This is a genomic window from uncultured Sulfitobacter sp. (assembly GCF_947500075.1).
Lineage (GTDB): Bacteria > Pseudomonadota > Alphaproteobacteria > Rhodobacterales > Rhodobacteraceae > Sulfitobacter.
This window is the reverse complement of the sequence record NZ_CANMQS010000006.1, coordinates 132,269-153,891: the sequence shown is the minus strand read 5'-3', so window position 1 is coordinate 153,891 and position 21,623 is coordinate 132,269. Positions and strand designations below refer to the sequence as shown.

The 21,623-nt window shown below is 59.4% G+C and carries 21 protein-coding genes; 13 read left to right on the top strand and 8 right to left on the bottom strand.

Annotated features, from left to right (window positions below; translation table 11 throughout):
* Positions 1-64: 64 nt before the first annotated feature.
* The 5 genes from Q1A91_RS18400 to Q1A91_RS18380 all read left to right on the top strand — a co-directional run bounded on the left by Q1A91_RS18400 (position 65) and on the right by Q1A91_RS18380 (position 5,231).
* Positions 65-2,002: an ATP-binding protein gene (locus tag Q1A91_RS18400; RefSeq protein ID WP_299880984.1), complete on the top strand. Its 1,938-nt coding sequence runs from the start codon at positions 65-67 to the stop codon at positions 2,000-2,002.
* 100 nt (positions 2,003-2,102) lie between these two features.
* Positions 2,103-2,960 (top strand): putative phage abortive infection protein, encoded by an 858-nt coding sequence (locus tag Q1A91_RS18395; protein ID WP_299880980.1) that lies wholly within the window; start codon positions 2,103-2,105, stop codon positions 2,958-2,960.
* Positions 2,957-4,324 carry a DUF6638 family protein gene (locus tag Q1A91_RS18390; protein WP_299880977.1) on the top strand — a complete coding sequence of 456 codons (1,368 nt, stop codon included), beginning with the start codon at positions 2,957-2,959 and terminating at the stop codon, positions 4,322-4,324. Before Q1A91_RS18395 ends, Q1A91_RS18390 begins: the two co-directional genes overlap by 4 nt.
* A complete protein-coding gene (locus Q1A91_RS18385) occupies positions 4,321-4,587 on the top strand; it encodes a hypothetical protein (RefSeq protein ID WP_299880974.1) in 267 nt (88 codons plus the stop codon). Before Q1A91_RS18390 ends, Q1A91_RS18385 begins: the two co-directional genes overlap by 4 nt.
* An 11-nt stretch (positions 4,588-4,598) precedes the next feature.
* Complete coding sequence (locus Q1A91_RS18380) at positions 4,599-5,231, top strand: DUF1523 family protein (protein ID WP_299880971.1); 633 nt, start codon at positions 4,599-4,601, stop codon at positions 5,229-5,231.
* A gap of 101 nt (positions 5,232-5,332) precedes the next feature.
* Here Q1A91_RS18380 and Q1A91_RS18375 read toward each other — a convergent pair whose 3' ends face one another.
* Positions 5,333-6,910: a DUF5928 domain-containing protein gene (locus Q1A91_RS18375; RefSeq protein ID WP_299880968.1), complete on the bottom strand. Its 1,578-nt coding sequence runs from the start codon at positions 6,908-6,910 to the stop codon at positions 5,333-5,335.
* A 142-nt stretch (positions 6,911-7,052) separates the two neighbouring features.
* Here Q1A91_RS18375 and Q1A91_RS18370 point away from each other — a divergent pair, with 142 nt between their 5' ends.
* The gene (locus Q1A91_RS18370) at positions 7,053-7,871 is read left to right on the top strand and encodes a sulfotransferase family protein (protein WP_299880965.1); all 819 of its coding nucleotides are present in this window, start codon (positions 7,053-7,055) and stop codon (positions 7,869-7,871) included.
* 108 nt (positions 7,872-7,979) lie between these two features.
* Here the strand turns inward: Q1A91_RS18370 and Q1A91_RS18365 are convergent, their stop codons facing one another.
* Positions 7,980-9,674, bottom strand: coding sequence for a hypothetical protein (locus Q1A91_RS18365; protein WP_299880962.1), 1,695 nt, complete (start codon positions 9,672-9,674; stop codon positions 7,980-7,982).
* Positions 9,675-9,751: 77 nt separating this feature from the next.
* Positions 9,752-10,441, bottom strand: coding sequence for an SGNH/GDSL hydrolase family protein (locus Q1A91_RS18360; RefSeq protein WP_299880959.1), 690 nt, complete (start codon positions 10,439-10,441; stop codon positions 9,752-9,754).
* A 184-nt stretch (positions 10,442-10,625) separates the two neighbouring features.
* Here Q1A91_RS18360 and smpB point away from each other — a divergent pair, with 184 nt between their 5' ends.
* From smpB to Q1A91_RS18340, 4 genes are all read left to right on the top strand, one after another.
* Positions 10,626-11,114 carry an SsrA-binding protein SmpB gene (smpB, locus tag Q1A91_RS18355; RefSeq protein ID WP_299880956.1) on the top strand — a complete coding sequence of 163 codons (489 nt, stop codon included), beginning with the start codon at positions 10,626-10,628 and terminating at the stop codon, positions 11,112-11,114.
* Complete coding sequence (locus tag Q1A91_RS18350; RefSeq protein WP_299880953.1) at positions 11,107-11,754, top strand: glutathione S-transferase family protein; 648 nt, start codon at positions 11,107-11,109, stop codon at positions 11,752-11,754. Before smpB ends, Q1A91_RS18350 begins: the two co-directional genes overlap by 8 nt.
* Before the next feature lie 82 nt (positions 11,755-11,836).
* Positions 11,837-12,691: a 3-mercaptopyruvate sulfurtransferase gene (gene sseA / locus Q1A91_RS18345; RefSeq protein ID WP_299880950.1), complete on the top strand. Its 855-nt coding sequence runs from the start codon at positions 11,837-11,839 to the stop codon at positions 12,689-12,691.
* A complete protein-coding gene (locus Q1A91_RS18340) occupies positions 12,691-13,875 on the top strand; it encodes an amino acid aminotransferase (RefSeq protein WP_299880947.1) in 1,185 nt (394 codons plus the stop codon). The genes sseA and Q1A91_RS18340 overlap by 1 nt, the downstream gene beginning before the upstream one ends.
* Here the strand turns inward: Q1A91_RS18340 and arfB are convergent.
* The 5 genes from arfB to Q1A91_RS18315 all read right to left on the bottom strand — a co-directional run bounded on the left by arfB (position 13,872) and on the right by Q1A91_RS18315 (position 18,585).
* Positions 13,872-14,294 (bottom strand): alternative ribosome rescue aminoacyl-tRNA hydrolase ArfB, encoded by a 423-nt coding sequence (gene arfB / locus Q1A91_RS18335; RefSeq protein WP_299880944.1) that lies wholly within the window; start codon positions 14,292-14,294, stop codon positions 13,872-13,874. The genes Q1A91_RS18340 and arfB overlap by 4 nt on opposite strands.
* A gap of 385 nt (positions 14,295-14,679) precedes the next feature.
* Complete coding sequence (locus tag Q1A91_RS18330; RefSeq protein WP_299880941.1) at positions 14,680-15,300, bottom strand: queuosine precursor transporter; 621 nt, start codon at positions 15,298-15,300, stop codon at positions 14,680-14,682.
* A 92-nt stretch (positions 15,301-15,392) separates the two neighbouring features.
* On the bottom strand, positions 15,393-16,232 hold the full coding sequence (locus tag Q1A91_RS18325; protein ID WP_299880938.1) for an esterase-like activity of phytase family protein: 840 nt from the start codon (positions 16,230-16,232) through the stop codon (positions 15,393-15,395).
* A gap of 38 nt (positions 16,233-16,270) precedes the next feature.
* Complete coding sequence (gene mepA / locus Q1A91_RS18320) at positions 16,271-17,215, bottom strand: penicillin-insensitive murein endopeptidase (RefSeq protein WP_299880935.1); 945 nt, start codon at positions 17,213-17,215, stop codon at positions 16,271-16,273.
* Positions 17,212-18,585 carry an MFS transporter gene (locus tag Q1A91_RS18315; protein WP_299880932.1) on the bottom strand — a complete coding sequence of 458 codons (1,374 nt, stop codon included), beginning with the start codon at positions 18,583-18,585 and terminating at the stop codon, positions 17,212-17,214. Before Q1A91_RS18315 ends, mepA begins: the two co-directional genes overlap by 4 nt.
* A gap of 221 nt (positions 18,586-18,806) precedes the next feature.
* On the opposite strand from Q1A91_RS18315, the gene Q1A91_RS18310 reads away from it, so the two are divergent.
* The 3 genes from Q1A91_RS18310 (at position 18,807) to recQ (ending at position 21,614) form a co-directional block, all read left to right on the top strand.
* Positions 18,807-19,133 (top strand): BLUF domain-containing protein, encoded by a 327-nt coding sequence (locus Q1A91_RS18310; protein WP_299880930.1) that lies wholly within the window; start codon positions 18,807-18,809, stop codon positions 19,131-19,133.
* Positions 19,134-19,205: 72 nt separating this feature from the next.
* Positions 19,206-19,493 carry a YggT family protein gene (locus tag Q1A91_RS18305; protein WP_299880927.1) on the top strand — a complete coding sequence of 96 codons (288 nt, stop codon included), beginning with the start codon at positions 19,206-19,208 and terminating at the stop codon, positions 19,491-19,493.
* Positions 19,494-19,568: 75 nt separating this feature from the next.
* The gene (gene recQ, locus Q1A91_RS18300; protein ID WP_299880925.1) at positions 19,569-21,614 is read left to right on the top strand and encodes a DNA helicase RecQ; all 2,046 of its coding nucleotides are present in this window, start codon (positions 19,569-19,571) and stop codon (positions 21,612-21,614) included.
* Positions 21,615-21,623 lie beyond the last annotated feature (9 nt).

The following is a 21,623-nucleotide window of genomic DNA, read 5'->3' as shown; positions in this document are numbered from 1 at the left end:
TTTGGAAGGGGCGGATGCGCGTCGTTATTGAGGTGCGTTTTGTTGAGATGAGAAGGATTGAGGGATGAGCCAGACGTCAGATGCGATGGAACTGCGGGAAGAAGATATCAACGGGCATATGGCCGTCGCTCTGGCGTTGCTGACGGGGTTTGATCATGCGCCGCGGATTGGCAAGGCGGTGGCGGAGCAGGGGGTTGAGAAGTCTTCGGGCATTGGCACGCGGCGGCGGTTTCGATCGACCACGCCGGGGTTGGTGACGCAGCGGCGCACGCCTGCGGGGGCGGTGCAGTTGCTGGCGCGGATTGAAGGGGCGGATGAGGGGGATGCTTTGGTGTCGCCTCAACAGGCGGTGGTGATGAATGTGCTGCGCCGGGCGATTGCGATTGCGCTCGCGGTGGCGGAGAACGTGGCGGAGCAGTCGGGGCTGGGTGATCTCAAGCGGGCCAATCTGGAAGGGTCGCTGCCTGCGGCGCGCAAGTCGGAGTTTTCGGAATTGCTGGCGGCGGAGGCCTTGGTGACGCTTTATGTGTTCGGGAATGCGACGGCGTATTTGCTGTCCTCGCATTTGCCGGAGGTTTCCGTTGAGGTCGGCGATGTGGATGAGGTGTTGACCGACAATGGTCAGACTGCGTTGCACGGTGCGCTGTGGGAGTTGGATCAGGACATTGCAGCGCATGGCAGCGACGATGAGCGGCTGGTGGCGACGGTGGCGGCCTTTGCGGAAGTGCTGATGGAAAAGGTGGCGCTGCGTGCGCAGGGGGCGCCTCGGCTGGAGGGGTTTGCCAGCGCGTCCTGGCGGGTGGAGGCGGATGATTTCACCGTTTCCGGGTTCTCTCCTGCGTCCAAGGCCAAGTCCACCAAGCTGACCATGACCTTCAAGAAGCCCAATGAGGTCGTGGGCAACCATATTGCCAAGTATCAGGCGATGAAGCTCGCCAAGATGTTGATGGCCTATGACTTTGACCGGCGGCTGAACCCCTTTGCCGAACTGGGCGGGTTCATCTTTACCTTCATGGGCGACGGCGCACCGGGGACGGGGAAGACGACGCTTATTCAGATGATGGCGGGGCTGATTTCGGAGTATTGCGGGAACGCGGGCTATCCGTTTCGGTATCAGAACCTGAGCACGGATAATATCGACAGCTATCAGGGGAAGTCAGGGCAGAACGCGAAGGCGTTTATCAATAACATCATTGATCCGTCGGTGATCGGGTTCGGGACGATTGACGATATTGACCAGCTGGCGGGCAAGCGGGGGGATCGGCAATCCTCGGCGGGGCAGTTGGAAATTACGGCTGTGTTGATGGAGAGCTTTGCGGGCGCGAATACCGTGGTGCGGGGGAATTGTACGTTCGGGATGTTCTCGAACTATCCGGAGAATGTGGATGACGCTTTGCGCCAGCGGGCCGGGGCGCGGTTTTTGGTGGATGGGCCGCAGACGCGGGAGGATTATGTCGATATCCTGTACCTGTTGATGGGCAAGAACCACGATATTCCGCTGGGGCAGCATGAGGTTTTTGAAGCGCAGCAGATCAAGAAAGCAGTGGCCGCGTCGTTTGAGGGGCATTCTAAGCCCCATGAGGCGGGGTTGTTGACGGTCTATGAGGCGGTTCGGGGCGAGATTGGTGAGTTGGACACGATCAACAAGCTGGGCACGTATCTGAAGGGGATTCAGGAGGCGGACCCGCGGTTCACGGGCCGCGCGATCAAGAACATCACGGATGCGGTGAAGGTCCGGGCGATGGATTTCGAACTGCCGGATGAATGGATGGAACAGCCCGATCTGTTCCTGTTCAAAGGCTACGATGAGAAGAAGGCGATGATCGAGGGGATGCGCCAGCCGATCACGGTAGAGATGGTGGTGCAGGAGATCAACCGCTACGCGGATAGTGAGTTCCGGTATGCGGACAAGTCGGATGAGGTCGCGATTGAGAATGCTGTGCGCGATATGGGGCGGATGGCAGAGGCGAAGAAGCGGTATTTGTCGGGGGGTGAGCAATGAGTGAGAAAGGCTCCAGTGGAGCCTTTCCATTGCGAACGGGCGGAGCCCTGGGATGAGGCGCCCAATGGTATATTGGCGGGCGTTACGCAGGGACTGGAAGGTGAACGGCTGGGGGCCGATCGACACCGGTTGGTTGTTAACGATTGCAATGATCTTATTAGTTGAAAGCATTGCGCTTCCTCAACGGTCGCCTGATGGCGGCCCCAAGAATAAGCTTGAGGAGTTTCTTGAGCTAAAGCCAAGTGAAATGGGGGATACACTTGCTGGTATATTTGCAGCACTGGCTCTTGTTTGGATAATTGTTACGGTCTTCCTGCAAAGCAATGAATTGAAAGAACAGCGAAAAGTATTACAATCGCAGCGATTAGAGTTTAAAGCGATGAATGCTTCAATGCTGAGCCAGCGCTTTGAGATGACTTTTTTTGAGATGCTGTCTGCACACAACGAAATAGTTAGAGGGATCGACTTATATAACAGTGAAACTGGTCAGACGACATCTGGTCGTGATTGTTTCAAGGTTTTCTACACCCGCTTCACCAAAGTGTACCGCGAAAAGCAGAAGAAGGGGCATAATGGGGAGATCTGTTTAGAGATAGCATATCGGAATTTTTGGAAACGACACCAACTAGAACTTAGTCATTATTTTCGATTTCTCTATAATGTCTTAAAATTCCTATCTGAAAATAGACTGACAGAAGAATACCATGGTAAATTGTTCCGCTCGCAGCTTTCTGATCAGGAGCTTTTAATAATCTTCTATAACTGCCTATCACCTCAGGGCGAAAGACTTATCGAATACGTTGAGGAATTTCAGCTTTTTGATAACCTGCCCACAGTCAGGCTCCTCGACAAGTCTCATACTGGCCGCGTACCAAAAGGGAGTTTTGGAGATAACCCTATGCTCACCTTTAAAGACATGAGGCACTCTATAAATATTGGTCGAAAAGGGCGTACATGAAACGCCTCATCAAATCCGGCCTCATGTTTGGCAACCTCGTCCACATCGACAGCCCCGCTCTGGTCGACCGCTACAACCGTGCGCTCCATCACCTCACCGGGAAACGCACTGAACTCACCGATTTCCACGTCGATATCTCCGGCTATTCCCCCGAAGTGGGCGACGCGCTGCAAGACGATCTCTATCTTAACCACCAAGGGGTGAACCGGCAGTTTATTCTGCTGAGTATGGAGCAGCGTACCGCCCCTCTGCTCAACACCAAATTCTCGACCTCAAGGGACATTCTGAAACGGTTCTTTGCGGAAAATGAGGCGCAGTTGTTCGCGCTAACGGCGCGGGATGCGGTGGCGGGGGAGTTGGTGAACAGCGTCTATGATGTCTCCACCCCCGCCCGGCTGTTTGATATTCGGCGGATCACGATTGAGGCGGATACGACCGGCGGGACCGTGGCCAATGCCGAAAAGCTGGGGCAGATGGTGGACCGGTTTCGCACCGAACCCGACGGCTGGTTCGATGATGTGTTGATCGCCGACATGATCGGGCTGGCGGGCAAGACGGGGGATGTGCTGCGCAATCCGGTGCGGCTGAAGGAGATGTCGTTTGATCAGCGCAACTTCTGGACAGCGCATTTTGGCGGGCTGTACCTGTTTCAGGATGTGCCGCATCCGGCGGTGATTGCGCCCGGCGGTGCCAAGGGGCTGGGGGATTTGCCGCTGCCCTTTGCCTTTGATGCGTCGCAACCCAACCAGATTGCGCGGTTCTTTGAACTCAACGGGCTGACGGAGACGATTGTGGAGGCGCGCGGCGTGGATGCGGCGGCGATCCTGCGGCAGAAGATGGATTTCATTCTGGTTGATGCGGTGGCGGGCACGCATGAGGGGCTGAGCGGGGCGAGCCGGGCGGATATGCGCAGGCTCGCGCGGATCTACTGGGACCAGCTGCCGCCGGAGTTTCATGCGCTCAGCAGTCTGGTGAACTGGGCGGAGAATGGTGGCGCATGGCCGCGCATCACCTCGGACCATCCAGCGTATTTCTATACGCTGCGGGCGGCCGATACGCCGGATGCGGCATTGGTCAACATGTTGCTGGCAGAGCTGGCCCCCAAGGACATTCGGCAGCTGTTCATCTGTCACAAGGAGCTGTTTTACCGCACCTATGCGGGGTGGCCGGAGGCGAAGAAGGCCTATGTGGTTGATTTCCTCAAGGCCGAATATCAGGTAGACAAGGCGGGGGCGCGCCGGGCGCTCTTTGGGCATGAGCCTGAGATGGCGGAGCCGGAGGTGCCGCGTGCGCCGCGCAAGGTGGTGCCGGACATGATCGCGCGCGTGGGCCCGTGGGGCGCTGTAAAGGGGAGAGGCAGATGATAGCACTGGCACGTTTGGTGGTCATTGGGTTCGTCGTTTTGACGGTCGTCTACGTGTGTCTGTCGTTCTATTCGCGCGCAGTGCGGCGGGGGAAGCTGGAAGAGAAATGGCACATGGGGCCGCAGAAGGTGGACAAACGCACTTTTGTGCAGCGCGGGCTGGAGCGCTATGACGGCTCGATCCGCAAGAAGCTGATCTGGGGTGTCTATGTGGTGCCTATGGTGTTGGTGGTGCTCATCATCTATCTGACCAATCACAGTTGAAGGGGTGGCGCATGTTTTCGATCTTTAAATGGACGTTCTGGATCACCTTCTGGGTGATTGTGGCGGGGTTCTTTCACTATACGCTGCCGCAGAAGGATATCGTGCGGATCGTGAACACCTATGAAGAACGGCAGGATCTGGAGGGCTGGACGCGCATGTTCTGGTCCGCGCCCGATGATCAGGTGGCAAGCCTGATCAACCGCGACGTGCAGTTCATTCAGGCCGTGCGTCCGGATGGATCGCCCATCGTCTACCGCAATGAGGATACCGGCTGGGGCTGGCCGCCGTATTTCAAACTCGATACCGCGAACCTTTATACCGAAGCGGCGGATGCGGTGTCGACCAAGGCTGCACCAGAGTGGTATCTGATCACGCATTACGGCTGGCGAAATTTCTACCTGTCGATCTTCCCCAACGCGATTTCACTGCGCCCTGTGGCGGGGCCGGAGGTGTCCAAGGGCATCCCGTGGGTGAACATCATCGTGCTGACGCTGTTTGCTGCCTTGGCCTGGGCGATCTGGGTGCGCTGGCGGCGGTTTCGGATGCGCCGGATTGACCCCACGCTGGAGGCGATTGAGGATGATCTGGCCGAAAAGGGTGGTGCCGTGCGGCGCTGGCTGGGCACCTGGCGGAAAAAGACCTGAGCAACCGCCCCTTCCAAATGGTTCCAAAAACCTTGGGAGTGTGAGGGCAAACAGCCCTCACCCGCCGCCCTGCGTGGCGGCGGCACCTGTCGGATGGGCACTCAATCCGCGAAGAGATAATCCGTCTGCGCAATCTCTTGCGCCTTGTCTGCCGAAATCTTCAGGAAGGCGGCCAGCGCATCAGCATTATCGTCGGGTTCGGCAACCTCGCGCATGCGGCAGTGATTTTCGAACTGCGCGTCGCGGATGCGGTCGGCCTCATAGACCATGTCGTTGCGAATGGTGGGCAGCAGGCGTGTGAGCGTGTCCTGAGAGGTTTGATCCCCGGCCAGACCCACGCGCATCGCGTGCCCGATCAGGTAGTCATCCGAGAATTGGCATTCGATTTCGAGAATCCGGGTGACGGAGCGGTCGGAGGCGAAGTCGTTCAGCAGGTCGAGGTTCGCGGGGTCAATGCAGACGATCAGACGGTCCGTCTCAAAATAGTCAAACAGCATGCGCATCAGCGCCCGGCGGTGGCGGGTGCGTTTGCCCAAGGTCGTTTGGATGCCGCCCAGATCGGGGAGCGGCGTGTCTTCCTCGTTAAACAGATATTCGATGGCGGGCACGTTCGTGGTCTGGCGGATGCGTTCCAGGACCCGTTTGGCCACATGCCATTTCTTGCAGACGACGATCAGCAGCTCACGTTCCCGGCCCAGCGTCGATTCCGTCTCCCAGAACCGCGTGGCAAAGCGGCGCCCGATGCGCCCCCGGCCGGAGAGGAATTTGAACAGGCTGCGCCCTTCGTTGCTGATCTGGAACTGCACACCTTGCGCGGCATAGAGCAGCCCGAGGCGGCGTTTGAGGTCCTTGGCCTCCGGGCTGATCTTGCGGGCAAAAAGATAGTCCTGGCTCAGCAACATCTCATAGTGATCGTTATAGAAGGTCACCGGCATGCCGTAGTCGGTGAACATCAGGAAGGTGAGCGTGCGGCTCTTGATTTCCTGCTCCGGCACCAGATGGCGCACGAGGGTCTGGAAAAAGGTTTCATCGGGGATCCATGTGGTGCGGAAAAAGCGCATCACGTCGCGGCGTTGTCTGGCGAAATCCAGCAACCATTCGATTGTGCGACGGCGCAGGCACCACCATTGGCTGCCGATCATGATTTGCAGATCTGCCGGGATCTCCCGTTTCAGGCCAAGACGCTTTTGCACCTCGAACATCCCGTAGAAGCGTTTCTTCTGAGTGCGTTCGTTGAACCAGTGGCGGTAGATCAGGCGCTCTTCCTTCCAGCCTGTCTTGATCCAGTCGCTGTCGAAGTAGTCGTGGCTTTCGATGAAATCGAAGTCATTTTCGTCGAGGAACTGGTGCGTGTATTCAGCGGATTTGATCGCCATGCAATCGCCCGACAGCATGTAGAAATGGGTGGCGCGGGGGAAAGCGTCAACGGCGGATTGCACTGCATAGAGTGTCGCCTGCACCAGGGACCATTCCCCCCAGCCGCATTTGATCCGCTTGTGGGCAAAGGTCACCCGTGGATTGTCGGTCAGGGCCTGCTTGATCTCCTGGAAGTCTTCGGCGCGTGCCGAGGCATCAAAGTGGATGGACATATAGTCCCCCGCAGCCGTCAGCCGCCGGGCCTGCCGAATGATGGCAGCCGGGTCTTTGTGGCACAGCAAGATGTAGGCAATCTTTGCCATTGCAGGGTTGGCCTGTCTTGTTTTGCTCGTTTGTTAACCTTGATAATGATGAAGGTTGATTGAATAAACCTGATTTATTTGCTTTTTTGTGCCAAAGGCAGGTCACAGGCACAAGATCGGCCGTATCAGAGGGCAGTATACGATGGGGTTTCCCGGTACTTGGATGACAGAGAGCGAGAGCGTGGTGTACCGTGTGGTGCCCAAATGCGCCTGCTCGACCATTGGTCAGATCATGTTCTATTCCGATCATGGCGACTTTTTTGACGGTGACATTCACGATGCACAGGCGGGCATGCACAAGTGGGCGCTGGATGCGTCCCAGGCGCCAATCACGCAAAATGTGCAGAGCCATGGGTCCTACGCGTTTACCTGCGTGCGCAACCCCTACACCCGCATCCTGTCATCCTTCTTTGACAAGATCTGCGGCATTCAGCGCAACGGCAAACGCTACCGCGGCAAGCTGGTGCCTTTGTTGATCCAGAAATACGGGATCGAAGTGGGTGGCGATGACGGCAAGCAGGAGTTTGACCAGATTGCCAGTTTCCGCCGGTTCCTGCTGTTTGCGCGCGACACCATCCGCTGGCGGCGCCCGATGGACCCGGACATTCACTGGTCTGCGATGTCAGGCCACGTGAGCACCTTCATTGTGAACGGTGGCACCTATGACAAGATCATCTGGACGGAGAGCTTCAACGACGGGATGCAGGATGTGCTCGATGCGATTGAGACACCGCATGCAGTGACGCTGAAGGACATTCCGCGGTTCAACGAGAGCGAGGGGCACGGCCCCAAACGCGCGCATCCGGTGGAGGACTATTTTGACGATCTGTCGATGCATCTGGTGCGCGAGATCTACAAGCGCGACTTTGACTTGTTCAAATATGACTTCGACAATCCGGGCAACAAGATGCCCGTGGGAGAGATTGATCTGGATGAGGTGCATGCGAAGCTGGGGGACTAGCAACTGTATTTCTCAACCGGGCTGAGAAATACATTTGCTAGCAAGAACGACCCTCCTCAGGCGCCGTTTCTTGCTGCCGGATGACCGTTGCATGCCAGGTTGGCCGATCTACTGTGTCTGGACAATGGCGTCCTTGAAGGGGGTCGGTTCGTACCAGAGATCTTCAAGCGCGCTGTCGCGGATTTCGGCGCATGCGGGGGCTGTCTTGGCCAGCTCTTCAAGCTCATCGGTATGGTCGTAGGTTGGCATGGTGTTGCGATCACATTGCATTGCACCTGCCGGGTACTCCCGGCAGACCGCATCATACAGCCGTTCGGCACGGGTGTAGGGGCAAACGATCTGGCCGTAGATATCGGTTTGGTTGGCCCATGCGACGCGGTTTGTGAATTCTTCAAGGTTTTCGGGCAGCGCCTCAGACAGGTCGAGTTCTGACAAAGCCCGCACCGTCCAGAATTCCTGACGTTTGTGGTTGAGGATGTATTGCAGGTATCGGGCTGGATCATCTGAGAACAAGACGCTGTTGTGCAGTGCAGCATCGCCAGAGAAAGTCGAATAGGGTGGATTGCTGAGGTTTGCCTGGTATCCGTATTCGTACCAGAGTTCAGGGTGGTAGGGTGATGCGCCAAGGCGTCGGAGTGCGAAATCCTTGCGCTGTGCGGCTTTGGCGGCCTTGAAGGCGTCTTCTTCGGCCGGGGTGCGTTCAACACGGACCACGGTGCTGCTCATACTGGTCTTGTTGTCGCCGGTTTTGCGCTTTGTGTAGGTCATTTCCGACGCGAAGGCGACGCCTTCGATCATTTCCATCATTGCTAGACTGTGGGGATCGTGTTTGAGGAACGCCTCAGCTTCGGGCAGCCGGGTCTTGCGGAATTCGGCCATGAGATCCTGTGCGGGGATGTCCTCCATGATATACATCGCCAAATTGAGATGGTGCACCATGTGGGGCAGGTCATCCAGATCATACTGATTAAAGGGCTGATACAGAACAACGTCCTTGGCCCATTCGATATGCCGTTTGCTGAGCTTGTGGCGGTCTGACCATCGTAACAGGTAGTCGAGCCGGAAGAGCGTCGTTTCGGGATCATTGTCACGCCAGAAATGCTCTTCGATGTAAGCGTGAAGTCCTTCGAAGGGCATTTCGGTGCCGACTTGCATCAGGCACCGGTTTTCCATGACAGCGGCCTGATCAAGGGCGAAATATGTTGCGATCTTTGCGCAATGGTCTCGACCCGATTGTTCAGAAGCGAAGTTGTTGATTGCGGTAAACCGTTTCACCGATCCCCAGTTGGGGTGTTTTTGGAGTGTTCGGATCAGAGAGTTATAGGCATCAGGCACGCCGAAAGAGGCACGAGTGTAGCCGCGCACAGCGGCGTCAGATGTGGGGGTGAGGGCATTGTCGGCCTTGTATGAGGATGTGAAAAGGTCGCGGGCCATCCCGCGCATTTCACTTGCGATGTAGCTGCTATAGCTGTTTGGGGCCCGGCCGATGGCCCAGGCACCGTTCCAAAGGCTCCAGCCGCGTGCGATCTGCGCTTTGGGATTGTCTGGTTCGGCTGCAAGCCAGTCTTCTACGAATGAAACAGTATCGGGATCGCTGGTTATAAAAGGGCGATAGCGCGCGCGAATGTCTTCTGCGGTGAGGGTGCAGTCAAGGAAGGCTTCTTGTGCTGTGTTCAGAAGCGCGTTGGTCTGCGTGACATCGCGGTTTTTTATGGCGCTGCGCAATTCTTCCACGGTGGGCGGTGCTGCCCAGAGGTTGGTTGCAAAGCAGGTCAAAAGGCTCAGTAGGCTCAAAAAGCGCATGGGACATCCTTTCGGTTGTCCCAGACCTTGTCAGCGCAATCTGGCGTATTTGCGGCGTGCGGATGATCTTGCTGGGGCTACCGCTCCCCCTTGATCGCCGCCAATACCCGCTTGGCCGCAGCGGCGCTGCCCTTTGGCGAGGGGTGGATCATGTCACCGGCGTGAAAGCTGGCGTCGCCGTGGGGCACCATGTCCGCAAGGGAGATGAAGCTGACACCGGGATCCTGCTTTGCCATGACGGCGATGCGGGCTTCCAGCGCGTCGCCCACCTTGCGGCAGTGTTCAATCGGAGAGCCGAGGCCGGGACTGCGCAGATAGCCGACATAGATGACACGGGCGCCGCTGGACCGGGCGCGGGCAACGGTGGCGGGGATCGAGCCTTTGCGACCGTCGGCCGAGATCAGGCGGTTCAGGCGTTTCTTGCAGCGTGTGCAGCCGCACCCCAACCACAGATCGTTGCCGCCACCGTTCATGACGACATAGTCCCAATTCCCGTCGCGGTATTGTTTGGAGATGTTCATGCCCAATGCGCCCGAGATTGGCAGGTTGTAGCCAAAGCGCGCGCCGACAACCGCCTGACTGCGGACTTTGACACCCAGGCTGCGTTCCAGAAGGTGAGGCACAGCGGATTGCGTGCGGGCGTTTGTGACCATGAAACTGTCACCCATCACCAACACCCGCATGGGTTCCTTGGCGGTTGCAGAGAGGCTTAAAAGGCAAAAGATCAGGCTCAGAAAGCCCAGGCAAGCAGCTGTGCGCGGCATCATGACGTCCCCCAGAATCGTCGTTGAATGTGCCTTATTTTTGCCATCAGAATGCGGCAAAAATGTGGTGAATTCACCTCCAAGTTGTCGACAATGATGGGTCAAAAACCGGGATTGTTCGCGCAACTGGCGATGATCGCCGCGGGTATGCTTGCGCGCAGGACGGGCGCGCTCTACATCCCATGGCATGTCACAGGTAAAATCCGCTTCCAAATCTGATCCCAACTACAAGGTGATCGCTGAAAACCGCCGCGCGCGGTATGATTACGCGATTGAGGACGATGTCGAATGCGGGATCATCCTGGAAGGGTCCGAGGTGAAATCGCTGCGGAGCGGTGGTGCGAACATCGCCGAAAGCTATGCGGCGGTGGAAGACGGGGAGTTGTGGCTGGTCAACAGCTATATCGCGCCTTACGCACAGGCCAAGACCTTTACCCATGAGGAACGGCGGCGGCGCAAGTTGCTGGTGTCGCGCAAGCAGTTGGGCGATCTTTGGAATGCCACTCAGCGCAAAGGCATGACGCTGGTGCCGCTGGTGATGTATTTCAACCATCGCGGCAAGGCCAAGCTGAAGATCGGGGTCGCCAAGGGCAAGAAGAACCATGACAAGCGCGAAACAGAGGCCAAGCGCGATTGGTCGCGGCAGAAGTCACGGTTGATGAAGGATCATGGCTGATCCGCTGCGCCTGATCGGGTTCGAGCACTCCGTTTACACGTGGGCTGTGCGTTTTGCCTTGGGTGAGATGGGGCATGTGGCCGCCTATGTCGAAGCGAACCCCTTTGCAGATCCACCCGATCCGGTTTTGGCGCGCTACACACCATTGAAGCGCGTGCCCGTGTTGCAGCATGGCGATCTGCTGTTGACGGAGACGTCGGCGATCCTGCGGTATCTTGATGCGATCAGTGATGGCGTGTCGATGCAGCCGGATGATCCCATTGCGGCGGCGCAGATGGATCAGATCATCGGGATTGTGGATGCGGATGTATATCCGGTGATGGTGCGGCAGGTGTTCTCGCCCGGATTTTACACTCCTGTCGTACTGGGTGGGGAGAGGGACGACGCGCGGGTGACGGAAGGTCTGGAGGGGGCAAAGCCTGCGCTGGGGCTGTTGGACCGCATCGCAGGTGAAGGCAGGCAGTTGAGTGGCGCTGTCCTGAGCCTTGCGGACATTCAATTGGCGCCGATGATGGCTTATTTCCTGCGGGTTGAGGCGGCGGGGGAGATGTTCAAACGCTACCCTGCGCTGGTGGCGTGGTGGCAGGTGATGGGCGCGCGCCCCGCGCTGAGGTCCACGGACCCGATGGCGGGGTATTGAGGGCCGTTCAGGCCGCCACATCCCCTTGCCAGCTTGCGTCTGCGGGGATAGGCAGGAACAAGATAACCTGAAAGGACCGGCCATGACCGATGATCCCAAAACACTGGTTTCAACAGACTGGCTGGCCCAGCACCTCAAGGACCCTGATCTTCGACTGCTGGATGCGTCCTGGTATCTGCCGGACGCCGGACGGGATGCCAAGGCGGAGTATGACGAGGCGCATATTCCCGGCGCGCGGTTCTTTGACATTGATGAGATTTCCGACGCCCGGTCCGACCTGCCGCATATGGTGCCGCCGGTTGAGAAATTCATGTCGCGGATGCGCGCGATGGGGGTCGGAGACGGTCATCAGGTGGTGGTCTATGACGGGGCTGGAATACTGTCTGCGCCGCGGGTGTGGTGGCTGTTCCGGCTGATGGGTCAGGAAAATGTTGCGGTTCTGGATGGTGGCCTGCCCAAGTGGGTGGCCGAAGGGCATCCGACCGAGGATATGCCGCCCATTCCACGTGACCGGCATATGACGGTGCGGTATCAGAATGCGCTGGTGCGGGATGTGACACAGGTGTCTCAGGCCTCCAAGCTGGGAGAGCCGCAGGTGGTGGATGCGCGTGCGCCTGCCCGTTTCCGCGGCGATGCGCCTGAGCCGCGCGAAGGGTTGCGCGCTGGGCATATTCCGGGCTCTCGCAATGTGCATTACGAGACACTGCTGAACGACGACAGGACCCTCAAATCCCCCGAGGAGACCCGCGCGATATTCGAGGCGGCGGGCGTTGATCTGGGCAAGCCGATCATCACCTCCTGCGGGTCAGGGATCACGGCGGCCATCCTGGCGTTGTCCTTGCAGCGCATGGGCCACAGGAACTGGTCTTTGTATGATGGATCATGGACGGAATGGGGGATGTTCCCCACCGTACCTGTTGCGACAGGAGACGCATAATGTTTGAGACCTTGCAGGCGCAGCCCGCTGACAAAATTCTGGCGCTGATGCAGATGTACCGGGAAGACCCAAGGGAGACGAAGATCGACCTTGGTGTCGGGGTGTACAAGGACGCCACGGGGCTGACGCCGATCATGCGTGCGGTGAAAACGGCGGAGCAGCAGATCTGGGACAGTCAGGACAGCAAAGTCTATACCGGGCTGATTGGCGATCCGGCCTTCGGCGATGCGATGGTCAAGCTGGTGCTGGGCGATGCGGTGCCACGTGCCAATGTGGCGGCGGCGGCGACGCCGGGCGGCACCGGCGCGGTGCGGCAGGCGTTTGAGATGATCCGCATGGCGCGGCCCGATGCACGGGTCTTTGTCAGCAACCCGACCTGGCCAAACCACCTGTCGATCCTCAAATACCTTGAGATGGAGATGGTGCCCTACCGCTATTTCGATGATGAAACGCGGGGCGTGGATTTTGACGGGATGATCGCGGATCTGAAAACCGCACATAAGGGTGATGTGGTATTGCTGCACGGCTGCTGCCACAACCCCACCGGGGCCAACCTAAACGCCGCGCAGTGGGATGCGGTGATCGAGGTGTTGCTGGAAACAGGTGCGACGCCGATGATCGACATTGCCTATCAGGGTTTTGGCGATGGGCTGGACGCCGATGCGGCAGCGACGCGCAATGTTGTGGCTTCTATGCCGGAGTGCCTGATCGCGGCGAGTTGTTCGAAAAACTTCGGCATCTACCGCGAACGCACGGGGCTGTTGATGGCGATCTCCGCCGATACCTCTGCGCAAGGCTTGAACCAGCAGACGCTGGCGTTTTTGAACCGTCAGAATTTCAGCTTCCCGCCTGATCACGGGGCACGAATTGTGACGACAATCCTGAACGATGACACCCTGCGCGCCGATTGGATGGCCGAGCTTGAAGACGTGCGGAATGCGATGCTGGGCCTGCGCGAGCAGCTGGCGGGGGAGTTGCAACGGCTGTCCGGTTCGGACCGCTTCGGGTTTCTGGCAGAGCACCGCGGCATGTTCTCTCGCATCGGGACCAGCCCTGAGAAGGTCGAAGCGCTGCGTGAAAAGCACGGGATCTATATGGTGGGTGACAGCCGGATGAACATCGCGGGCCTGAACGCGCAGACAGTGCCGGTGCTGGCGGCGGCGATTATTGACGTGGGCGTTTAGTCCGAAGGATCGACTTTGCCGCGGAGGGATTTGACCTCTCCGCGGACCTTTTTCGCTTTCAGGCGGCGTTTCTTTGACCCCAGTGTGGGGCGCGTCGCGATGCGCCGCTTCGGTGGGGTGAGCGCCTTGCGGATCAGCTCCACCAGCCGTTCACGGATGATGTCGCGGTTGCGCGCCTGGCTGCGGGTTTCATCACATTGCAGGATCAATGCCCCTTCGGCGGACCAACGCCGTCCGGCGAGCCGTCTGAGCCGGGTTTTCACCGGACCGGGCAGGGAGGGGGAGGTCGCCGCCTCGAACCGCAGTTCCACGGCGGAGGAAACCTTGTTCACGTTCTGCCCGCCGGGGCCGGAGGCACGCATGAAGCTCTCGGTCAGTTCCCAGTCCTGAATGGTGATATCGTCATTGATCCGCAGCATGCAGGCCTTATTGCATCCCCGCGCGGCGGGGGCCAGAGGATGCGAAAAGGGCCGCCCGATGTGGGCGGCCCTTTCGAATGGTTTAAGGAAGTGGGTCGGTTAGACCGTGGTCCACTTGGTGGTTTCAATCACCAGGGGCTGCCCTAGTGAGATCCCTCCCAAGCTGTTCCGACACCTCTTTCCAATACCTTTCTCGACACTGGATCACCTCCTTTGCATTTGTTGAACTCAAGGGGAGGTTTGCACAGGTTTCGTGAAACGCAAAGGGATTTTTTCGGCGCGTCTGACGGCGAGGCACGGCCCAAGGGGGCCGCACGCGATTTTATTTTTGGAATGAGGGACTAGTCCCTCAAACTCCCAAGGTTTTTTAAACCATTTGGAAGGGTTATGTCGCGCGGATGAGGCGGGCGGTGATCAGCCGGAAGGGGATCAGGGCCAAGAGCGCGATGGAGAGTTTGACGGCCCAGTCTGCCACGGCGAGGGAGACCCAAAGCGGGGCCATCGGGCCGCTGCCGAGGAGGGGGAGGACCTCGCTGGCCCAGGACACGTCCGTGGCGGGGTGGATGAAGCTGAGCGCGCCGGAGAAGGCGATGGAGAAGAAGATCGCAGTGTCCAGTGTGCTGCCGATCAGGGTGCTGATCAGCGGCGCGCGCCACCATGTGCCGCCTTTGAGCGCCGCAAAGACGGAGACGTCAATGAGCTGCGCCACGAGGAAGGCGATGCCGGAGCCGATGGCGATGCGGACGGTGACCAGCGGGCCGAATTCGCCCATGATCTGTGTGCCAATGAGTGAACAGATCAGACCCACGACAAAGCCCACCAGCACCACCCGGCGCGCGGCGGCGGCGCCATAGACGCGGTTCATCACATCCGTCACCAGGAAGGCCAGCGGATAGGTGAAAGCGCCCCAGGTGAGCCAGTCGCCATAGAGGAATTGAACAAGGATGTTGGAGGCCACAACAATGGCGGCCATGGCAAGAATGCCGGGGAGGGTCGAGCGTGTCATATGTATAAACCGTTTTGTGCAAGGGTGCGGCGACTTGGCCTGCGGGGATCGCAGGCAGGGGTGCTTTAGGGGCTAAGCCGCTTGGGCGCAAGTTATTCCTGCACGCGGTATTCGACGATCTGGGTGCGCTGGATGGCGAGGAAGTTATCGTCCGAAATCAGCGTGAGGCGGGTTTGGCCTGTGGCGTCTTGCCAGACGCTGATGCCTTCGAGGTTGTCAAAACGCGCAGGCCCGGTGGTGAGCAGGGTAATGTCCCCCTGGCTGCTTTGGTCCGGGTCAAAGCGACGGATGCGGCTGCGAAACCCCAGTGGGGTGGCGGCACGTTCGAGGAGATATAGCATGCCGTTTGCATCGAAGTCCGCAGCGACGGGAAGGAATGGACCGCGGCGCGCCAGCTGGCCTGTGATCTGCCATGCGTTGCCATCGAAAGTGTAGAGGTTGAAGGGAGCCGCGCGTTTTCCGGAGCGTTCAGGCAGGGCGAAGAGCCTGCCATCGGGGTGGACAGCGAGGGCTTCGAGCCCGCTGTTTTTTGTGAAGTGGCCGAAGTCCGGGTGAGTGGGCTGTTGGGTCATGACGCCGGTTGCGGGGTCAACTTCGGTGAGGCGGTGTTTGTTCTCAAAGGTTACGAAGATGCGGCCATCCGGCGTGATGGCGAGGCCTTCGGAATCTGTAAACGGACCTTTGACGCCGATGCCGTTGATGTAGCGCAGTTTGCGCCAACTGATGTTGGTGATGGCTTTGAGTTTGCCGTCTTCGCGCTGCATTCGGGCGTCGATCATGCGGCCCTTGTCAGTGATCAGCCGCAGCGTGGTGCCGTGATCCTGCACCTCGATCCCGGAAAAACCGCCGAACCATGGGGCGTCGATCCGCCAGATCAGTTCTGTCTCGCGCAGCAAGACCGGATCGGCAGAGACAGGAAGGGTGAGAGCCATCAGCAGGATGATGGCCCGGAAGAGGGGAGGCGTCCGGGTCAGTTGTCCAGCACCGCCTTGCACTGCGCGGGCAGGTCCGCCAGCACCAGTTCGCGCCGTGGTTTGGGCGGCGGGGCGTTGGGGTCGCGGGGTTTTGGTGGCGGCGGGTTCAGGATGTTGGCCTGCCATTGCCGGGCGTCTGCACAGCCGTCACCGGGGGGCGGTGGGGCCTGATTGACGCAGCCGCGCAAGCCCGAAGGGCAGGCGATGCGGATGTGGAAATGGTAGTGATGCCCATACCACGGGCGGATTTTGCGCAGGTAGCTGCGGTCGCCTTTTTCGTCGTTGCACATCTGCACTTTCGCGCCGGGGAATACAAAGATGCGTTCGGTCCGGGGGTCTTTGGCAGCGGCCTTGATGATCTCGTGATGCGCGCGGGTCCATGAACTGTTGACGTAGGCGCCTTTGGCGCGGCGCATGGAAATGGAGGAGATGCTCTCGCGCTGCTGACGGGTCAGGCTGAGGGTTTTGGGGGGCAGCATCCAGATGTCGGCATCCAGCCCGATCTGGTGGCTGCGGTGGCCGGTCAGCATCGGCCCGCCGCGCGGCTGGCTGAGGTCGCCGACATAGAGACCTTCCCAACCGGGTTGGGCGGCTGCTTTGACGGACAGCTTCTTGACCATGTCGACCATCTCAGGGTGGGCCCAGTTGCGGTTGCGCGACAGGCGCATGGCTTGCCATGTGGGGCCTGTTTCTGGCAGTTGCGCGGCACCTGCAACGCAGCCTTTTGCATAGCTGCCGTGGGCTGCGGGTGCCTGGGCAGAGGCTGAGGTTTTTGCGCCGAAGAGGCGTTTGGCCTCAACATTGCTGCGGGCGCCGCCGGAGGAGCCTATGGTGGGCAGAATGGTGGAGGACGGTGCGCCGCTGATGTCGCGACCGCCACCGCCGCAGGACGCAAGCGTCAGGGCAAGGGCACCGCAGGCCAGAATACGTGTCAGGGTCATTTGGCAAAATCTCCGTCCCGTTTCACCCATGCTAGCAGAATCAACCCGATGATGAACAGGCCCACAACCGGGGCAATGCCGAGCCGCTGGCTGCCGGTGAGGTCGCTGGCCAGCGCGATGAGGGCGGGGGCAAGGAACGCGGTGGCTTTGCCCGAAAGCGCGTAGAGGCCGAAGGCTTCTGTCATGCGTTCGGGGTTGCCCTGACGGGTCAGCATGTTGCGGGAGGAGGCCTGCAACGCGCCGCCCGCCGCGCCGATGGCAGCACCGGCGATGTAGAACATGATATCTGGCAGGGCTGAACCCTCGCCAACACTGATCCCCATCACGGACGTGGGGGTGAGAGAGATGATCAGGATTGCGGTGGCAATCAGCACCACCGTGCAAAAGACAATCACAGGTTTCGGCCCGATGGCGCGGTCCACGCGACCGCCGATCCAGCAGAACACGGCGCCGGAGATTGCGGCGATGATCCCGAAGATGCCGATATCGATGATCGACCAGTTCAGGACACCCAGCGCGAAGATGCCGCCAAAAGTATACATGCCGTTCAGCGCGTCGCGGTAGAACATGGATGCGCCGAGAAAGGACATCAGAGAGGGGTGTTTGGGCAGGCCTTTGAGGGTGCGGATCAAATCAGCGATCCCCTGCCGAAGCGGCGCGCGGGGTGTACTGGGCCGGGGTTTGTCGCCGATGTAGCGGAAGAAGGGGATCATGAAGACGATGAACCAGACCGCTGCCAACGGTCCCACGATGCGCGTATCGGCCTTGGTTGCGGTATCCAGCCCGAAGAGCGGGGTCAGCCCCGCCATTGTCTTGCCATTCGGTCCAGCCTGAAACAGCGCCAGCATCACGATCAGCGCAACAACGCCACCGACATAGCCGAAGGCCCAGCCAGACCCGGAAATGCGGCCACGCTCCCCTTCGTCGGGATCCAGTTCCGGCAGGTAGGAATTGGTGAAGATCGTGGCAAACTCCATCCCGATGAGGCCGATGCCGAAGAAAAACAGCGCCCAGAGCAGTGAAAAACTCTCAGGTGCTGTCCACCACAAGCCACCCGCACCGATGATGTAGAGCGCGGAGAAGAACCAGATCCAGGGCATGCGTTTGCCGGAGCTGTCAGCGATGCCGCCGAGGATGGGGGCGAGGACCGCGATGCAGACGCCCGCAACGGCAAGTCCGTACCCCCAGTAGGCTTGGGCCTGTGCTTTTGCGGCACCTTCCTCCATCCCGGTGCCCATCAGGCTGGCGGTGGCGGTCTGGGCGAAATAGGGGCCGAAAATGAACGTCAGCAACAACGTATTGTACGGTTGGCTGGCCCAATCAAAGGCGTACCAGCCCCAAATCCGTTTGCGTGCGGTGGTTGTGCCCATGCCCCTGCCTTTCGATTCCCGTCAATCAGGTAGAACAGTCTGCCGCAGGTCGTGCAAGCGGTGTGCACGTGCAACATCGCATTGTATTGACCCTGCGTTCTGAGGTCTGCGGCGATATGTGCTAAAAAAATGATTGTATTCCGCAGACTACAAAGGAATAAATTCCGTCGATGCGGGGGCGGGAAGGGCGGCCCTTTTGCGGAGATTGGAGGCACACTTACGTGATCAGACTACTCTACTTCAGCACGGCGCGTGCAAACATAAACCGCCGCGACGTGGAAGGAATCGTCGCACATGCTGCGACAAAGAACAAAGCGTTGGGGGTCACAGGGGCACTTGCCTACAACGGCCGGAACTTCTGTCAGGTTCTGGAAGGGCCTGAGGATGTCGTGCATGAGCTTGTGATGGCGATCGAGGCGGATGACCGGCACAGCGGCTTTAAGGTCCTTGATGAGAAAGAGATCGACAAGCCTCACTTCCCCGACTGGTCGATGCAGCTTGTCAACAACCTCGACTTTTCGACAATTATCAATGCGATGAACGATTGAGGGCGGCGTGCTCTCTTGCTTTGAGGGCTGACGCGACTTAACTGTGGCGCATCGTCACAAGAAGGGCTTGCCATGACATCGCTGTTTCAAATTCTGATGCTGCTGCTGAACGTGGTGTACTTCATCGTGATCGCCCATGTGATCATGTCGTGGCTGATCAACTTTCAGGTGCTGAACCTGCGCCAGCCCCTGGTTGCGCAGATCTGGGACGGGCTGAACCGTCTGCTTGAGCCGATCTACTCCCGTGTGCGCAGTTTCATGCCGCAGATGGGCGGCATTGATCTGGCGCCATTGGTGGTGCTGATCGGGGTGGCGATTGCGCGGATCATCCTGATGAACAACGCTGCGGCTTTCTATTAAATGATCTGGGTCTTGTTCACACTTTGTTAGTGTGGGAGTCTGCAAAAAACAAAAGCAGACAAATTACAGGTTCCCATGACAAGCGCTGCCACGCTTCTCTCTGACGTATTCGGCTTTGATGCCTTCCGCCCCGGCCAGCAAGAAATTGTTGAAGCGGTCACCGGAGGCGAAAACGTACTTGCCATCATGCCGACGGGCGGTGGTAAATCCCTTTGTTTCCAATTGCCTGCCTTGATGCGGGAGGGGGTCACGGTGGTGATCTCTCCGCTGATCGCCTTGATGCGCGATCAGGTGCGCGCCTTGCAGGAAGCAGGCGTGGGTGCGGGTGCGCTGACCTCCGGCAACACGCCCGAAGAAACGGACGCGGTGTGGGAGGGGTTGGAGGACGGCTCCTTGCGGTTGTTGTATATGGCGCCGGAGCGATTGGCGGCGGGGTCGGTGACGGGGATGCTCAAGCGCGTCGGGGTGAACCTGATCGCGGTGGATGAGGCGCATTGCGTCAGCCAGTGGGGGCATGACTTCCGGCCTGACTATTTGCGGATCGGGGAATTGCGGCGCGCGCTTGACGTGCCCTTGGCGGCTTTTACCGCGACGGCGGATACAGAGACGCAGGCGGAGATTGTTCAGAAGCTGTTTGACGGGCAGGCCCCGCGCGCGTTCCTGCGGGGGTTTGACCGGCCCAACATCCATCTGGCCTTCGCCGCAAAGCACAAGCCGCGCGATCAGATCCTGAATTTCGCTGCTGCGCGAAAGGGCCAATCAGGGATCGTTTATTGCGGTACACGGGCCAAGACCGAAGGCCTGGCACGGGCGCTGAACGACGCGGGGCAGAAGGCCATCCACTACCACGGCGGGATGGAGGCGGAGGACCGCCGCATCGCCGAACGGAAGTTTCAGCAAGAGGACGGGTTGATCGTTTGTGCGACCGTGGCATTCGGGATGGGTGTGGATAAACCGGATATCCGCTGGGTCGCCCATGCGGATTTGCCAAAGTCGATTGAGGCCTATTACCAAGAGATTGGCCGCGCAGGCCGGGACGGGGCACCGGCGGAGACGTTGACCCTGTTTGGTCCCGATGACATCCGTCTGCGCCGCAGCCAGATTGATGAGGGCCTTGCCCCACCCGAACGCCGCGCGGCGGATCACGGACGGCTGAATGCGCTGCTGGGGTTGGCAGAGGCGCTGGAATGCCGGCGCAAGACATTGCTGGGCTATTTTGATGAGCATGAGGTGACCTGCGGGCGGTGCGATCTGTGCGACACGCCGGCAGAGACGTTTGATGGCACCACGGCGGTGCGCAAGGCGTTGTCAGCGATCCTGCGCACGGAGGAATGGTTTGGCGCAGGGCATCTGATTGACATCCTGCTGGGCAATGAGACGGACAAGGTGCGCCAGCGCGGGCATCAGTCGCTGCCGACCTACGGCGTGGGGACGGAGTATTCCAAGGCTGAATGGCAGGCTGTGTTCCGGCAGATGATGGGGCATGACTTGATCCGGCCTGATCCTGAACGCCACGGTGCCTTGCGCATGACCGATGCGGCGCGGCCCATTTTGCGCGATGAGCAGGGCATTACCTTGCGCAAGGACAGCATCAAGGCGGCGGGATCCACCCGGCGACCAGCGGTCAAGCAAATGGTCAGCGAAGAGGATGCGCCGCTTTTGTCCGCGCTCAAAGCCAAGCGCCGTGCGCTGGCGGAGGCGGCGAAAGTGCCTGCCTATATCATTTTCAACGATCGCACCCTGATCGAGATGGCAGAGACGCGGCCGCGTGATCTGGACGGTATGGCCCGGATCGGCGGTGTGGGTGCGAAGAAGCTGGAGACCTACGGGGCCGGTTTTCTGGAGGTGATCAACGGGGCTGCCGAAGAGATGCACCCGACCCGGCGCAAGCTGGCAGGACGCGATGCGGGGCAGGTCTATGACCAGTTGATGGAAGCGCAGGCCGAACTGGCGCGCGGGGCAGTTGGTACGGACAAACCGCTGAGCTGTTCTGCCGCGCAACTGGCCAAGGTTGCGCAGTTGCGCGGGGCGGATGAGAACGCACTGGCACGCCTGTTGGGGGACCGCCGCGCGGAACGTTTTGGTGAGGCGTTTCTGGACGTCCTGAGGGACGCGGGCTAGGTAGTTCCG

Coding starts and splice junctions, on each gene's coding strand:
- Q1A91_RS18400 (WP_299880984.1), top strand. CDS start 65: ATGAGCCAGACGTCAGATGCGATGGAACTGCGGGAAGAAGATATCAAC.
- Q1A91_RS18390 (WP_299880977.1), top strand. CDS start 2,957: ATGAAACGCCTCATCAAATCCGGCCTCATGTTTGGCAACCTCGTCCAC.
- Q1A91_RS18385 (WP_299880974.1), top strand. CDS start 4,321: ATGATAGCACTGGCACGTTTGGTGGTCATTGGGTTCGTCGTTTTGACG.
- Q1A91_RS18380 (WP_299880971.1), top strand. CDS start 4,599: ATGTTTTCGATCTTTAAATGGACGTTCTGGATCACCTTCTGGGTGATT.
- Q1A91_RS18375 (WP_299880968.1), bottom strand. CDS start 6,910: ATGGCAAAGATTGCCTACATCTTGCTGTGCCACAAAGACCCGGCTGCC.
- Q1A91_RS18370 (WP_299880965.1), top strand. CDS start 7,053: ATGGGGTTTCCCGGTACTTGGATGACAGAGAGCGAGAGCGTGGTGTAC.
- Q1A91_RS18365 (WP_299880962.1), bottom strand. CDS start 9,674: ATGCGCTTTTTGAGCCTACTGAGCCTTTTGACCTGCTTTGCAACCAAC.
- Q1A91_RS18360 (WP_299880959.1), bottom strand. CDS start 10,441: ATGATGCCGCGCACAGCTGCTTGCCTGGGCTTTCTGAGCCTGATCTTT.
- smpB (WP_299880956.1), top strand. CDS start 10,626: ATGTCACAGGTAAAATCCGCTTCCAAATCTGATCCCAACTACAAGGTG.
- Q1A91_RS18350 (WP_299880953.1), top strand. CDS start 11,107: ATGGCTGATCCGCTGCGCCTGATCGGGTTCGAGCACTCCGTTTACACG.
- sseA (WP_299880950.1), top strand. CDS start 11,837: ATGACCGATGATCCCAAAACACTGGTTTCAACAGACTGGCTGGCCCAG.
- Q1A91_RS18340 (WP_299880947.1), top strand. CDS start 12,691: ATGTTTGAGACCTTGCAGGCGCAGCCCGCTGACAAAATTCTGGCGCTG.
- arfB (WP_299880944.1), bottom strand. CDS start 14,294: ATGCTGCGGATCAATGACGATATCACCATTCAGGACTGGGAACTGACC.
- Q1A91_RS18330 (WP_299880941.1), bottom strand. CDS start 15,300: ATGACACGCTCGACCCTCCCCGGCATTCTTGCCATGGCCGCCATTGTT.
- Q1A91_RS18325 (WP_299880938.1), bottom strand. CDS start 16,232: ATGGCTCTCACCCTTCCTGTCTCTGCCGATCCGGTCTTGCTGCGCGAG.
- mepA (WP_299880935.1), bottom strand. CDS start 17,215: ATGACCCTGACACGTATTCTGGCCTGCGGTGCCCTTGCCCTGACGCTT.
- Q1A91_RS18315 (WP_299880932.1), bottom strand. CDS start 18,585: ATGGGCACAACCACCGCACGCAAACGGATTTGGGGCTGGTACGCCTTT.
- Q1A91_RS18305 (WP_299880927.1), top strand. CDS start 19,206: ATGACATCGCTGTTTCAAATTCTGATGCTGCTGCTGAACGTGGTGTAC.
- recQ (WP_299880925.1), top strand. CDS start 19,569: ATGACAAGCGCTGCCACGCTTCTCTCTGACGTATTCGGCTTTGATGCC.